Origin of the sequence: Bacteroides sp. M10, assembly GCF_014334015.1 — a bacterium.
Classification (GTDB): Bacteria; Bacteroidota; Bacteroidia; order Bacteroidales; family Bacteroidaceae; genus Bacteroides; species Bacteroides intestinigallinarum.
This window is the reverse complement of record NZ_CP060488.1, coordinates 2,132,366-2,147,398: the sequence shown is the minus strand read 5'-3', so window position 1 is coordinate 2,147,398 and position 15,033 is coordinate 2,132,366. Positions and strand designations below refer to the sequence as shown.

The window sequence follows — 15,033 nt, the reverse complement described above, 5'->3', positions numbered from 1 at the left end:
TAGCATGAAAAAATCGATAATTTATTTGGCAATAAGCGCAACACTAACATTTTTCGGTTGTGATTATCTGGATGACATGCCCTATGACTGGGCACAACCTGATGATATTTTTACGAATGAACAGAACTATCTGAAACCGATTAATCAGGTGTATGCATATATTCCCGAAGGCTTCAACCACGTAGGAAATGCCTTTTTAGATGCAGCCACCAATGATGGAATAAGTACAATCATAGACTCGGATATTCATAAGTTGTCTCGTGGGTATGTCACTTCTTCAAATCCGATTGAAGAATGTTGGAATAAGTCATACAATGGAATTCAACAGGCCATTTTTGCCCGCAAATATTTGCGTGAGGCTGACTTGGTGTTACAAAATAAGACAGAAGAAGACATCCAGGCATTTAAAGATACCTATTGTGCGGAAACTGAATGTTTACAAGCCTTATTTGAGTTTAACCTGTTAAGACACTACGGAGGCTTTCCTATTGTCGATCGTATTTACGAAGTCGACGATCCTGAACTGCAGACAAAGGCAAGAGACTCTTTCAAAGACTGCGTCAATCACATCGTACAGTTATGTGAGAGTGCTGCCGCTGTATTAAAAGTTGATCCGGAAGGTGGGAATGGTTCTTATGGCCGTATGACTAAAGGAATGGCACTTGCTATTAAAGCCAAGACATTACTCTATGCCGCAAGCCCACTCTACAACAGAACAGATAATAACGATCCACTACTAGGCTATACTGACGGCTCGGATGTGACGGAACGTTGGAAACTTGCAGCCAAAGCTTGTGCAGATGTAATCAATCTAAATGCAGACGGAACAATATCTCCGAATGGAAGTAAAAAATATAGTCTGATAGCTCTTACTGCTGCTAAAACGTACGACAAGATCTTTATCAATGCCAATCCTAATCCGGAATATATCCTATTCTATACGGCTGCTAAGGACAATGCTCTGGAAAACAGACATTATCCCCCTACAATCTCAAAAGATCAGGGAGGAGGTACAGTACCTTCACAGCAATTGATCGATGCATTTACCATGAAAGATGGAAGCGATTATACCCATTCTTCTGACGGTGCAAGCATGTATACTAACAGAGACCCGCGTTTGGCAGCAATTATCGGATATGACGGTTCGGTTTATGGAAAGAATACCATTTATACGCGAATTAGTGATAACACAACCATAGACGGACTCAACCAAGTGAAGAACCGTTCGACCAATACGGGATATTATTTAGCTAAATTCCTGGACAAAACACTGAACTTCGGACAGGCCAATGTGGGTACCGTTTTCCACTTATTCCCGATGATTCGCTTATCTGACATCCTACTTTCCTACGCAGAAGCCATGCATCACGCTTACGGCATGAGTGTGGATCCAGAAGGCTATGGTTTGACAGCAATAGAAGCCGTACAAAAAATACGTACCAGAGCCGGATTCGAAACAAATGATAAATTTCTTAATGGGGTGACAGATAACAACTTTATGGAAAAAGTGAAGCAAGAACGCCGTATCGAACTCTGTTTTGAAGAACATCGTTACTTCGATTTACGACGTTGGATGGATGGCAATCAACTTAGAGAACCTATTATCGGAATGAAAGTAGAAGAAAATGCTTCCGGGCTTCATTATACACGCATTACAGTAGATGAAGCACGCAATTTTAAAGATTACATGTATTATCATCCTATTCCTCTGAAAGTAATCAAGGAAAGCCCTTCCATCCAACAGAATCCAGGTTGGTAACGGGCATCAAAACTATTTAATAGATAGAAAACATGAAAAAGATAATAATATTATTCATATGCTTAACCAGCTCCATCTGGCATGTCTGTGCACAAACCAAAGTTAGCGGAATTGTTAAAGATGCCCAAGGAATGGAGATGATTGGCGCTACTGTCCTTCAGAAAGGGACTAATAATGGAATAGTGACTGGTTTGGATGGCAAATTTACTCTTACATTGTCCAACAAAGCAGAGCAAACACTTCTTATCTCAATGATCGGCTTTATAGAACAATCTATTGCCATAAAAAAGAATCATCCTTTTATCAATATCACTTTGGAAGAAGACATTGCACAATTAGATGAAGTTGTTGTGGTGGGATATGGAACACAGAAAAAAGTATCTCTGACCGGTTCTATTTCTAATGTCGGGACCGAAGATTTGAAAAGCATGCCTGTATCAAGTGTCACAAACGCTTTAGGTGGCCGCATCCCGGGACTAGTAACCCGACAAGAGAGCGGACGTCCCGGCGGTGATCAGGCTACGATGTTCGTTCGTGGTCGTGCTTCATTGAACGACTCTAGCCCTTTAGTATTGATTGACGGGGTAGAACGACCTATGGCGCAAATCGACCCTGATGATATTGAAACCATTTCTGTATTAAAAGACGCTTCTGCAACTGCCGTATACGGTGTACGAGGAGCAAATGGTGTGATATTGGTAACTACCCGCCGAGGTCGTGAAGGAGAGACTCGAATATCCTTCTCATCTGAATTCGGTGTCACTTCCTTCAATCGTATATCTCAAACCCTAAATGCAGAATCCGTTTCAAGATTCATGCGTGAGGGGGCTATCAATGATGGCTTTGACCCTTCCGATACAGGTAATACTCGCGGTCTTTTCCTGTCAGAATATGACAACTATCTCTATCGTACCCAGAAAAGCCCGTTTACACACCCGGACAATGACTTTGTAGATATGTTTACGAAAAATGGTCTCCAACAGAAATACAATGTAAACCTATCCGGCGGAAATAAAACAGTACGTTACTTCGTTTCCGTTGGATACTTCACTCAAACCGGTATGTTTGAGACAGACGTAGACAAAATTAAAGAACATGAGACAATACAAGCTCTTTTAGCAGCCTCACCCGATGTAGCAAAAGGCTTATACAAAGAAGGTTATAATTCGGAATATAAGTACAGTAGGCTCACCACTCGTTCGAATATCGATATCAACCTAACTGAAGATTTCAAGGTATCCGTGAATCTTGCTTATCGTTTCGGAAGTCAGAACCGCCCCTATGGCTATGATGCTGACGGACAGGAAGCACTGCGCCTGTTCGGCATGTTCTATCGCAATTCTCCTCAAGCATTCCCAATCTTAAACGCGAATGGAACTTATGCCGCCGCCGATGGTATATGGAGACAGAATCCACTCGTGACATTATGCTATTCAGGTTTTTTTCTTAATTTCAATAACAAACTTGAGACAGATTTTGCTTTTAAATATAACCTAAGGAAACTGTTAAAAGGATTAAGTATAGACGGAAAATTCTCTTACGATGCAGGCTGGAGCAATAACCGAAGCATACAGCAGCGTCCCAATATCTATCAATATAATCCTGTAAACGGGACTTATAAACAAGGACTTGAAATGGTGTTGCCAACAAAAGCCACCAATAAAACGGCAGCTACACATCGGAAGTATGCTGAAGCGGCAGTTCGTTATAAGCAATCCTTCTCCGGACATAATATATCTGGATTGGTACTTTATAATATGAGTTACACTTCCACTCCCGGTGGACGCTATTCTTATGTACCTCATATCTATCAGGCTTTAGTAGGACGTGTTAACTATGATTATGAGAATCGCTATCTATTCGAAGTTAACGCAGGCTATAACGGCTCAAACCGTTTCGCGGAAGGACACCGTTATCAGCTCTTTCCTGCAGCATCAGTGGGATGGGTACTGACTAACGAACCTTTCTTTAAAGAAAACCCTATCTTAAGTTTTACTAAACTACGCTTCTCTTATGGTGAAGTTGGTAATGACAAGCTGGGAGGTTTCTCTTACTATTATCGTTCAGGATACGATGAAGGACTAGGCTACACTTTTGGAGAGACACATAATCCTGCGATTAAAGGTCTGATTCAAGGAAAAAGCGCCAATGAAAATATCACATGGGAAGTTGCACGGAAATACAACTTAGGACTTGAGACCAAATGGTTGAAAGACAAAATATCTGCCAGTATCGACTTTTTTAAAGAACGTCGTAGTAATATCCTATGTGAACCGGAAAGATATTCTCAAGCAGCCGGTTCAAACGGATTGGCTCCCATAAACTATGGTGTCGTAACAAATCAGGGATATGATCTGGAAATAGGCTATCAAGATCAAAAAGGAGATTTTGGATATTCCATAAAAGGGATTTATGGATATGCACACAATGAAATTGTAGAGAAAAGTGAATCTGTAAAGCCCTATGCCTATATGTCACAAACGGGAAATCCTATCGGACAGTTTATCGGCTATATTTCCGACGGTTTCTTTAGCTCTTATGAAGATATAGCAAGTTCTCCCGTTCAATTCGGACAAGTAAGCCGACCTGGAGATATTAAATATAAAGACTTGAATCATGATGGAGTGATCGATTCTAACGACCAAGCTCCTATCGGCTATAATCCGGTACCCGAAATGACTTTCTCTCTTGCTGCCGGTTTGAACTGGAAAGGAATTGATTTTAGTATATTGCTTCAGGGAGCTGCCCGTTCATCCATCTATCTGCAACAGGATATTGCATGGGATAATTTCTGGGGTAATTATTACGAAGAGCATATCGGAAGATGGACACCGGAAACAGCAGCAACAGCAACGTACCCACGTTTCACTAAGGCAGCCACTGCCGCGCATCCTAATTATTATAAATCTGACTATTGGTTGAAAGACTCCAAATACTTACGTCTGAAAAACATTCAGTTAGGTTACACTATACCTCGCAAACTATTGAAAAAATTCGGAGTACGTTCACTTAGAGTATATGCGAATGCCTACAATCTCTTTACATGGGATAACGTAAAGAAGGTAGACCCTGAATCATCGAACAATAGTAATGGACAATTCTATCCACAACAAAAAGTAATAAATTTTGGTATCAACCTGAATTTCTAATGTTTGAAATGAATAATTTATGAGAAAACTATTTATATCCTTTGTAACGGCTGTCCTGCTTGCAAGTTGTAGTGCAGATAGCCTGATGAAAGAAACCGAACTGGATCTGACGGATACAGAGAAAGTTTATTCGGACATTACATTGACCCGCAAAGTTGCATACGACTTGTATGCACGTATGCGCATGGGGAGAGACCGCCTTGGCAGTTTTGGTTTTTTGGCAAACATTGGTGGTTCGCCTTGTATGCTTGACAACGCAACAGACGATGGAGCCGGAAATACAACCCGTGCCGGAGGGGCAGTTATTCCCGAACTCGAGAAATTTATCAAAGGGGGAATTGATGCTTCCAAAGGTTTGATTGGCGGTGACCATCCATGGATATTCTACTATAAGGCCATCCGTTCTGCAAACACATTCCTGAACAACGTAGACCGTTCACCATTGGAGGATGCAGAGAAGATTTCCCTGAAAAACCAAGTACGCTTTCTGCGTGCATTGTATCACCACGAACTGTTTCGTTTCTACGGAGCATTAGTAATCGGAGACAAAGAACTCGATCCGTTACTTAATGACGAAATCAAACGTGAATCGTTAGAAACCACAGTCCGTTGGATTGCTAATGAATTCAAAGAACTTGCAGAGCCGGGAGTATTGCCCGACAAATACGATGCAGCAGATTACGGAAGAGCTACCCGGGGAGCAGCCCTAGGCTATCTGGCACGCACATTACTTTATGCAGCAAGTCCCTTACACAATGCGTCCGGAGTAACTTGGAGAGAAGCGGCTGATGCTGCCTACGATATGATTGAATATGCTGACAATGGAGATTTCTATCGTTTATATGAAGATCCGACCACTCCCGAAAAGAGCTACACACGATTATTCAATACCCGTGCCAATGGTGAGGTAATCATGGGATTTCTCCGTGCACCGGCAAATGACCTTTACGGAATGATGCCTGCCTTTGACCCCTGGAATGTAAATAAAGAACTACTGACTTGTCCAAACCAATGGTTGGTAGACTGTTATGATATGCTCGACGGCTCACAACCCATTCTCGGTTACGAATCAAATACGAAAGCCATCATCAACCCAAACTCCGGTTACAATGTAAATTCTCCTTATGCTAACAGGGATCCTCGTTTGGCACAGAGTATTCTATGTGATGGTGCTACCTGGCCTTTAGTCAACGGTAAGCCAGCTGCAATAGACCTGTCAAAATCATATAGATGGGGAAGCGGATACTTCCTGACAAAGTTCCTGGATGACCGTATCGATCATCGAAAAGGTGGTACCACTTACATGGACTTTCCAATGATGAGATATGCAGAAATCCTGCTCGATTATGCAGAAGCCGAGAATGAGGCTGAAGATACGAACACAGCCAGAGAAAAAGCAATAGCCCAACTTAACAGGATACGTCGCCGTGCCGGTATCACGACAGACTTACTGGCCGCAGATTATAATCAGACAACCCTTCGGGAACGCATACGCAAAGAACGCCGTGTAGAACTTTGTTTTGAAGATCATCGATTCTTTGATATAAGAAGATGGCTGATAGCAAAAGATGTGATGAGATTACCGGCCGTCGGAATAAAGAAAATTAACGGTGAATATCAACGGGTAACTTTAGATACACGTAATTATAACGAGCGCATGAACTTGGCTCCAATACCACAGGATGAAGTTAATAACTGCCCGAATATCTACCAGAATCCGGGATACTAATCTAAATAGAATGTTTACTCAAAAAAAATAAAGTCATGAAAACAAATAGTATAATTGCATTAATTCTGTCAATCAGTTTATTTGGATTATTCGGTTGTGCAGATAAATATGAAGTTGATTATGAAGCACCTGTCAAGATTGAATTTACAGGTGTCGATCAGAACAATAGAGTATCATTAGAGAAAGGAGTTGCAGAATACACAGCAACTGTCAAAGTTCAGGGAGAAATCATGAGTTTTGAAATCTACCAGGCAGACTCCAAAACCGGAATGCAAGGAAGTCTGATAGAAGAAACTGCCCAGTCATTTGCAGACGGAACCACTAATTATGAGACAACTTACAAGTTTACTTCTTTAAAAGAAAATGCCTGTATTACAGTAGTTGTTCTAGGTGCTGACGGTCATACGTACCAACGTAACTTATTGGTAGAGATTACTCCTTCTGTTTTATTCTCCGATCCGGATTACGGAAAAGATGGAGAAATAGTAGAGACAGCCTCGGCCTACTATGGTTGTTATTATGCAACATGGCTTCTTGGACGCACCTATATGGCTGCTGATGCCATGAAATATACAAATGAAGTAGATTTCTCACTCGGAGATGTTATCTTGTCTCCGGGAAGTGAAGCAGTACCCGCCTTTGTTTCACCAGCTAAAAGAAGTGAGTATGGTTTGATGACAATTAGCGGCTTGCAACACACATTATTTGCTGAAACCTCTTTATCACAAGCGGAGTTTAATGCAATCTCACAAGTAGATGCAACCCCAATAGAACGTCTGGCAGATCCGACCTCCGAGGTTTTAGCTATTCAAGCAAATAAAGTTTACCTGTTCAAAACAGCCAATGGAAAGAAAGGATTGATTTGCATACAAAAAATAACAGCAAAAACAGGTACAATCGAAGTGTCACCGGATAATTGGGTAGAAAACACAAAATACTCATGGGTACAATTACTGACTAAAACCGTGGTAAAGTAAAATTCCCATTTAAGATACTTTCTCCAATGATAGTATCATAGAATAATTAGAAGAATAGAGAAGTATTCGGTTTCTACGAGCTTCTCTATTCCTATTTTATCAACAGAAGAAAGGAGAAATCTATCATTCTACCATTTTTTTTCCTTTATTGATTAGTATTTTTCCTTTCTTCTCTAATATCTTCCCTACTTTTGCGAAAAGTCATCACGAAAAACTGAAGTTAATTAAATCAAAATAATTATGAACTTAAAAAAACATTTACCCTGGCTGGGAGCCCTCCTCCCCATTGCTAACACACAAGCTGAAACAAAACCCAATGTAGTAATTATCTATATCGATGATATGGGTATCGGTGACATCGGTTGTTATGGAGGTAAATTCGCTCCTACTCCCAATATTGACAAGTTGGCACAGGACGGACTATTATTCAACCAATATTACTCTTCTGCGCCGGTTAGCTCTCCATCCCGCTGCGGACTGACAACAGGCCTCTTTCCTCTTGAAGTGGGAATCAACACTTTCCTGAATGATAAAGCTGCTAATAAGAGGTGCGAACAACGTAATTTCCTTGATGATAAGTTGCCTTCAATGGCACGTGCTTTCCAAAATGCAGGTTACTCAACAGGACACATCGGAAAATGGCACATGGGAGGCGGACGTGACGTACATGATGCTCCTTCTATTAAGAATTACGGTTTTGATGAATACATATCAACTTACGAGAGTCCGGATCCGGAACCGGCAATCACTGCTACCAAATGGATATGGTCGGATAAAGACAGCGTGAAGCGCTGGAGACGTACCGAATACTTTGTAGATAAAAGTATTGAGTTTGTAAAGCATCATAAAGATGAGCCTTTCTTCCTGAATCTATGGCCGGATGATATGCACACCCCTTGGGTACCGGAATTCAAACAAAAGGAAAGAAAAAGCTGGGAAACCCAGGAAGCGTTTGCACCCGTACTTGCGGAAATGGACAAACAGCTCGGACGTTTTATCAAAGCACTGGATGAGTTAGGCCTAGCCGAAAACACAATCATTATTTTCACCAGTGACAATGGTCCCGCACCTAGCTTCAAGTCTGTACGTTCCGCTTATCTGAGAGGAACTAAAAATAGTCTTTATGAAGGCGGTATCCGCATGCCGTTCATCGTCAGATATCCTAAGAAGATTAAAGCCGGACAGGTAAATAATGAATCAGTATTATGTGCCGTAGATTTATATCCGACTTTGTGTTCAGTAACCGGAATCAAGACTGAAAAAGGCTATAAAGGTGATGGGCAGAACTATGCAAAAGTTCTTCTCGGTAAATCGGAAGCTAAACGCAAGACTGATTTAATGTGGGACTTCGGACGAAACAAACATTTTGGCTTTCCAGGAAACCCTTATGACAAAAGCCCTCATTTAGCTATACGTAGCGGAAAATGGAAATTATTAGTGAATGGCGACGGAAGCGATGCACAACTATATGACATGGAAAAGGATAAGTTTGAAAAGAGCAATATCGCAAGCGAGCATCCTGATCTGGTTGCCAAGTTGAGCAAAAAGGTATGCCAATGGTATGCCGAAAACAAAGACAAAGGACTACAAACCTCTAATTAAACAATAATATTCATGAATTCTAAAGCTTTTCTTCTGCCGGCAGCGCTAATGATAGCCGGCAACACTGCAGCAAATGCCAAAGGAAAAAAGTCCGATCAGCGACCTAATATCCTGGTAATTCTTGCGGATGACCTCGGTTATTCCGACTTGGGATGCTACGGTAGTGAAATTCACACACCTAATCTGGACAAACTGGCAAAACAAGGAGTACGTTTCAATCATTTCTATAACACCAGCCGTAGCTGTCCGACACGTGCTTCCCTATTGACAGGACTTTATCAACATCAGGCAGGTATCGGACGAATGACCTTCGATGACCATCTGCCGGGATACCGGGGCACACTATCACGCAATGCAGTTACCATCGCTGAAGTTCTGAAAGAATCAGGATATGCAACCAGCATGGTAGGTAAATGGCATATCGCCGAGACTCCTCTACGTAAAGACCAACGCGAATGGCTCGCACATCACGTATACCACGAAACCTACTCCGACCTCTGTCATTATCCGGTGAATCGCGGATTTGACACCCATTACGGTACGATTTATGGAGTGGTGGACTATTTTGATCCATTCAGTCTGGTAGAAGGAGAAGTACCTGTAAAAGAAGTACCCGACGGATATTACATCACACAGGCGCTTTCAGACCGTGCTGTGAAAGAAGTGAAAGAGTATGCCAAAGACGATAAACCATTCTTTATGTATCTGGCTTACACAGCACCACACTGGCCGCTGCATGCATTGCCGGAAGATATTGAGAAATACAAGGATACCTATAAAGTAGGTTGGGAAGCCATTCGTAATGCACGTTACGAACGTCAGAAACAACTGGGTATATTCCCTAATATGGATAATTTCCTGTCTGACAGACAGTTCAAAGACAAATGGGAAGACAACCCACACGCTGAATGGGATGCCCGTGCCATGGCTGTTCATGCTGCCATGATCGACCGTATGGACCAGGGAATAGGACAAGTAATCGATGCTCTGGAAAAGACAGGACAGCTTGAAAACACACTGATTCTATTCCTTTCCGACAACGGATGCAGTAATGAAGATTGCCAGAACTACTCTCCCGGAGAAAACGACCGTCCTGACATGACACGTAAAGGGGAGAAAATGGTTTATCCTCATAACAAAGAAGTACTGCCTGGACCGGAAACAACTTATGCTTCATTGGGAGCACGCTGGGCAAACGTAGCCAATACACCGTTCCGTTTCTGGAAAGCCAAATCGTATGAGGGAGGTATCTGTACTCCGATGATTGCCCACTGGCCGAAAGGTATCAAGAAGAATGTCGGCAAGATGACTCCTGAAATCGGGCATGTAATGGACATCATGGCTACCTGTATCGATATGGCGGGAGCTACTTATCCTACCAAGTACAAAGGAAATGACATCATTCCATTGGAAGGCAAGAGTCTGGTTCCTATTTTCAAGAACGGACATCGTGAAGGACACGACTATCTGGGATTCGAACATTACAATGAACGTGCATTCCTTTCTAACGATGGTTGGAAACTGGTTCGTCCGGGAGAAAACGCTAAATGGGAGTTATACAATCTGAATGAAGACCGGAGCGAAATGCATAACCTGGCAGCACAACACCCTGAAAAAGTAGCGGAAATGACAAAAGCTTACGAAGCATGGGCGAAACGTTGTATGGTAGAACCTTATCCGGGACAGAAGAAAAAATAAGAAGCATTCGATTGATTATTTTATAAAAGACTCCTGCCGCAATATCGCAAGATATTTACCGGCAGGAGTCTTTTTTATATGCCTTTATACAATCTATCACACCTCCCCTGAAACCGGAGGCTGACCATTATATTCTTTAGGTAATACGCCATATTGCGCTTTAAAACATTTCGCAAAATAAGAAGAAGAAGTAAATCCCACCTGCGCTGCCACTTCAGAAATCCGGGTACCACTCATAATCAGTTCAGCAGCTCTATTCATACGAAGTGTCTTCAAATAATCATTAGGTGACATTCCGGACAAAGCCTTGATCTTCCGATAGAAATTGGAACGACTCATATTCATCTGTTCAGACAGGGTATCTATCGAAAAGTTCTCATCTGCCAGCTGTTCGGCTATCACCCCTTGTATCTTCGCAATAAATTCACAGTCTTTCTGCGACATCGCAAAGTCCGTTGTCGAAACAGCCACCGTATCCCCAGCCAGGCTCACCATCAATTTATGGAAAGACTGCCTCAACTTCAGCAAATTTTCGATCTGCATATGAAGCTGTTTGATAGAGAATGGTTTCTCCACATATACATCTGCTCCACATGTAAGTCCTTCGACTTTAGACTCCAAAGTCGTTTTAGCCGTCAATAAAATGACCGGAATATGGGAATAAGAGATTTCAGACTTCACTTTGCAACAAAGTTCCAGACCATCCATCTCCGGCATCATAACGTCGCTTACTATGACATCTACGTTTTCCTGTGCAAGCACTTCAAGCGCTTCACGACCATTGGAAGCCCTCAACACACGGAACCATTCAGCCAACGACTCACGAGTCAGATTCAATAAATCAACATTATCCTCAACCAGCAGAACCGTAAACTTCTTCCCTGAATACTCCGAAGATACAGCATCAGAAGCATCCACATGTTCCGAATGCATTTCTACAATATCAGCCGTTTTCTCCGTCTCCCACTCTTTGACCGGAAGAGACAATATAAATGAAGAACCGCCTCCAACATTATCTTCCAAGTACAAATCTCCCTGGTGAGCCTCCGCCAAAGACTTTGCGAAAGCCAATCCGATACCGGTACCTACAGCCGTAGCCACCTTATCATCAGGCAGTTGATAGAAAGCTTCAAATATCTTTTGTTTCTGTTCATCCGGTATTCCGGGACCATCATCGTTCACTTGTATCTCATATCCCTTATCAGTGACAAGTAGTTTCAGGTCAATATGCGCATGAGCATATTTGATGGCATTTCCCATCAAATTAACAAGAATCTTACTTAATTTCTCCCTATCCACCGTAGACACCAACTCTTGTTCAGGAACAGTCAATTGCAAATCAATCCCCTTCAATTCAGCAGGGCTTGTAAATTGATTATAAACATCACTGACAAGTTCCTTTATATCACTCTTCTTCAAATTCAAATGCAGCGTACCACTCTCCATTTTCTGGAAGTCAAGCAATTCATTAGTAATTCCCAACAGATAATTTACGTTCTTATCTATCACAGACAAATACTTGAGATCTTTCCCTTCACGCTCCTTCTCCAACAATTTTTCCAAAGGAAGGCGTATCAAACTAAGCGGAGTACGTATCTCATGCACCAAGTTGATGAAGAAGCTAATCTTCGACCTATAAACTTCCTGTTCCTTGGCAGTCTGATATTTTTCCATCCGCCGTTTATATTTGCGTTTAACACGGAGATTCCATCGCCAGGCCATCCAGCCGATCCATCCCAATAGCATAAGAACATAAACAACATAAGCCAAAGTACTACGCCACCAGGGAGGAGTAATCACCACCTTTAAAGTGGTAGTCTTTTCATTCCACTGACGATCATTATTAGAGCCTCTGATTTCAAACAGATATTCACCGGGAGGCAAATTTGTGTAAGAAGCCACATTGTTCTCGGTATTCATAATCCATTCCTTATCCACTCCCCGAAGTATATAAGAATATCGGTTCTTTGCCGGATCTTCAAAACTAAGAGCTACAAAACGGATGGAGAAGCTATTGTTCTCATAAGATAAAGTCACCTTATCGGCCATATAAAGCGGTTTATCCAACTGAAGCAGTTTCTTTACTTCCAGTTCGTCCGTCTGATAAGGCAACCGGATGTCAGTCACATAAACCGGAGGAATATATTTGTTATCCACAAATTGTTCCGGCTGAAATACATTAAAGCCATTTATTCCACCAAAATACAATTTTCCTTCGGATGATTTCAATGAAGATCGAGCCATAAACTGATTTCCCTGCAAACCATCATTAATCGTAAATTGGCGGAAATGATCTTTAGTGACAGGATTAATCTTGAAAATTCCGGCATTGCTGGATATCCAGAAATCACCTCCCTGATCTTGTTCAATCGCATAAATAACCTTATTAGGTAATAAAGTATTATGCGGATCAAATTCTATGAATGTTTTCGTTTTAGGATCAAAGGAACACAGCCCTCCCCCATTGGTACCAAACCACATGGTTCCTTTCGCATCTTCAAACAGAGTAATGACCGAATTGCTGGTAATTGTAGTCGAGTCTTCCCGTTCGTGCTGATAATGCTTCCAATGAGCATTCATTGTATTATAAGAAAACACACCACTATTGGAAGTCGCAATCCAAAGATGATTGTACATATCTTCATATATATCGACAACAGAAACCATTGAGCCAACACTTGTGATGGTCATAAAATTATCTTTCGCAGAGTCATAACAGCATAATCCCCAGCTCGTTCCTACATAGATATCTCCTTTCCGTCCTTTATAGATACACAACACATCGTTGCTACAAATTGTATTCGGGATTCCACGGGAGTGAGTATAAGCCTTCACTGCTCCTGTGCGCAAATTAACAACCCGTATTCCTCCGGCATAAGTCCCGATCCATAGGTAGTCGCCGTCCAACATTAAAGAACGAATATCATATTTCTGACTTTTAGCTCCTCCAATAGCATAGGGAGAAAGCTCTTGGGTAGCAGCATTAAAGAAATACAAACCGCTTTGAGTTCCAATCCAGATATTCCCATCTTTACTCTCACAGAAAGGAGCAACCACCTCCCCTGCTCCCGGCACCCCGGACAAATAGGCAGGCGAATAATAATCAAAGCGTTTAGTTTGCTTGGACATATAGTTGATTCCTCCCAGATTGGTCAACACCCAAAGAGCTCCTTCAGCATCCCACATCATTCCATTGATGGTCTGATCGCTCAAACTTCTCGGATCCGCCGGATTATCCGCCCGCTGGAATGTGTTTGTATTCTGATTGAACAGATAAAGCCCGTTATCAGTCCCTACCAACAACTCTTTATCCGTATACTTCAACAAACAATGAACAGCTCCGAAATTAAACGCCGAACCACTGTAGTTGTCTATAGCTTCGGTTCGTTCATCCAAACGACTCAGCAGATTGCTTCCTGCACCAATCCAGATTTCTCCATCGATATTCTGAATACAGTTCACCTTATAACTATCAGAGGCATTTGTTTCCAATGAGATTTCGTATGCCCGGAGAAACTTGCCATTCTCGTCAAAACACAACAAACCTTCCTGTAGAGAAGAGATATACACCCTCTTTTGATCGGCACTCTGACAAAGGTCCCACACAAAAGAAGTCTGAACACTATTTTGAGTCAACACCTCTGTTTTCGGATCATAAATAAAAAATCCCTGTCCCAAAGTAGCAATCCAGATAAGACCATTTTCTGTCTTTACAATCTTTTTAATCTCACTACTGATATACACACCATACTGCGTAGTTTTATCAAAGTAAGAAAAACGATCGGTATTGCGGTCATAAATATAAAGTCCGGAGTTTGTTCCGACCCAGATACTCTTGTCCACCTCTATCAAGGCTTCTACGAAATTATTTTCTAATGAAAATTTGTCGTTGAGAACATTCCGGTACACTTTATTGCCTCGTCCGTCATAACGGTTCAATCCGTCACTGGTACCTAGCCAGATAAAGCCATAGCTGTCTTGAAGCGCACACCATACGGTATTATGAGATAACCCATCCTCCACCTGATATTTCTTGAATGAAAAATAAGGAGACGCGGACAATGTTCCGGCCCAGAAGACCAGCAAGCATATTAGTATTTTAGTTAACTTCATTCTATG

At 41.8% G+C, this 15,033-nt stretch carries 7 protein-coding genes; 6 read left to right on the top strand and 1 reads right to left on the bottom strand.

What is annotated here, in order from left to right; genetic code table 11:
* Window positions 1–4: 4 nt before the first annotated feature.
* The 6 genes from H8796_RS07780 to H8796_RS07755 all read left to right on the top strand — a co-directional run bounded on the left by H8796_RS07780 (window position 5) and on the right by H8796_RS07755 (window position 10,914).
* Window positions 5–1,759, top strand: a complete 1,755-nt coding sequence (locus H8796_RS07780; RefSeq protein ID WP_117932335.1) for a RagB/SusD family nutrient uptake outer membrane protein — start codon at window positions 5–7, stop codon at window positions 1,757–1,759.
* A gap of 32 nt (window positions 1,760–1,791) precedes the next feature.
* Window positions 1,792–4,908, top strand: a complete 3,117-nt coding sequence (locus H8796_RS07775) for a TonB-dependent receptor (protein WP_004324404.1) — start codon at window positions 1,792–1,794, stop codon at window positions 4,906–4,908.
* Window positions 4,909–4,927: 19 nt separating this feature from the next.
* The gene (locus H8796_RS07770; RefSeq protein WP_117932337.1) at window positions 4,928–6,637 is read left to right on the top strand and encodes a RagB/SusD family nutrient uptake outer membrane protein; all 1,710 of its coding nucleotides are present in this window, start codon (window positions 4,928–4,930) and stop codon (window positions 6,635–6,637) included.
* 35 nt (window positions 6,638–6,672) lie between these two features.
* Window positions 6,673–7,614: a hypothetical protein gene (locus H8796_RS07765; protein WP_117932339.1), complete on the top strand. Its 942-nt coding sequence runs from the start codon at window positions 6,673–6,675 to the stop codon at window positions 7,612–7,614.
* Between the two features lie 240 nt (window positions 7,615–7,854).
* Window positions 7,855–9,216 (top strand): sulfatase, encoded by a 1,362-nt coding sequence (locus H8796_RS07760; protein ID WP_117932341.1) that lies wholly within the window; start codon window positions 7,855–7,857, stop codon window positions 9,214–9,216.
* A 12-nt stretch (window positions 9,217–9,228) separates the two neighbouring features.
* Entirely contained in the window at window positions 9,229–10,914 is a 1,686-nt protein-coding gene (locus H8796_RS07755; protein WP_004307326.1) for an arylsulfatase, read from the top strand.
* A gap of 96 nt (window positions 10,915–11,010) precedes the next feature.
* Here the strand turns inward: H8796_RS07755 and H8796_RS07750 are convergent, their stop codons facing one another.
* On the bottom strand, window positions 11,011–15,027 hold the full coding sequence (locus H8796_RS07750) for a two-component regulator propeller domain-containing protein (protein WP_117932343.1): 4,017 nt from the start codon (window positions 15,025–15,027) through the stop codon (window positions 11,011–11,013).
* Window positions 15,028–15,033: the final 6 nt, after the last annotated feature.

What these genes read in the sequence shown, in the direction of transcription:
- H8796_RS07780 (WP_117932335.1), top strand. Translation starts at nt 5, where the DNA reads ATGAAAAAATCGATAATTTATTTGGCAATAAGCGCAACACTAACATTT.
- H8796_RS07775 (WP_004324404.1), top strand. Translation starts at nt 1,792, where the DNA reads ATGAAAAAGATAATAATATTATTCATATGCTTAACCAGCTCCATCTGG.
- H8796_RS07770 (WP_117932337.1), top strand. Translation starts at nt 4,928, where the DNA reads ATGAGAAAACTATTTATATCCTTTGTAACGGCTGTCCTGCTTGCAAGT.
- H8796_RS07765 (WP_117932339.1), top strand. Translation starts at nt 6,673, where the DNA reads ATGAAAACAAATAGTATAATTGCATTAATTCTGTCAATCAGTTTATTT.
- H8796_RS07760 (WP_117932341.1), top strand. Translation starts at nt 7,855, where the DNA reads ATGAACTTAAAAAAACATTTACCCTGGCTGGGAGCCCTCCTCCCCATT.
- H8796_RS07755 (WP_004307326.1), top strand. Translation starts at nt 9,229, where the DNA reads ATGAATTCTAAAGCTTTTCTTCTGCCGGCAGCGCTAATGATAGCCGGC.
- H8796_RS07750 (WP_117932343.1), bottom strand. Translation starts at nt 15,027, where the DNA reads ATGAAGTTAACTAAAATACTAATATGCTTGCTGGTCTTCTGGGCCGGA.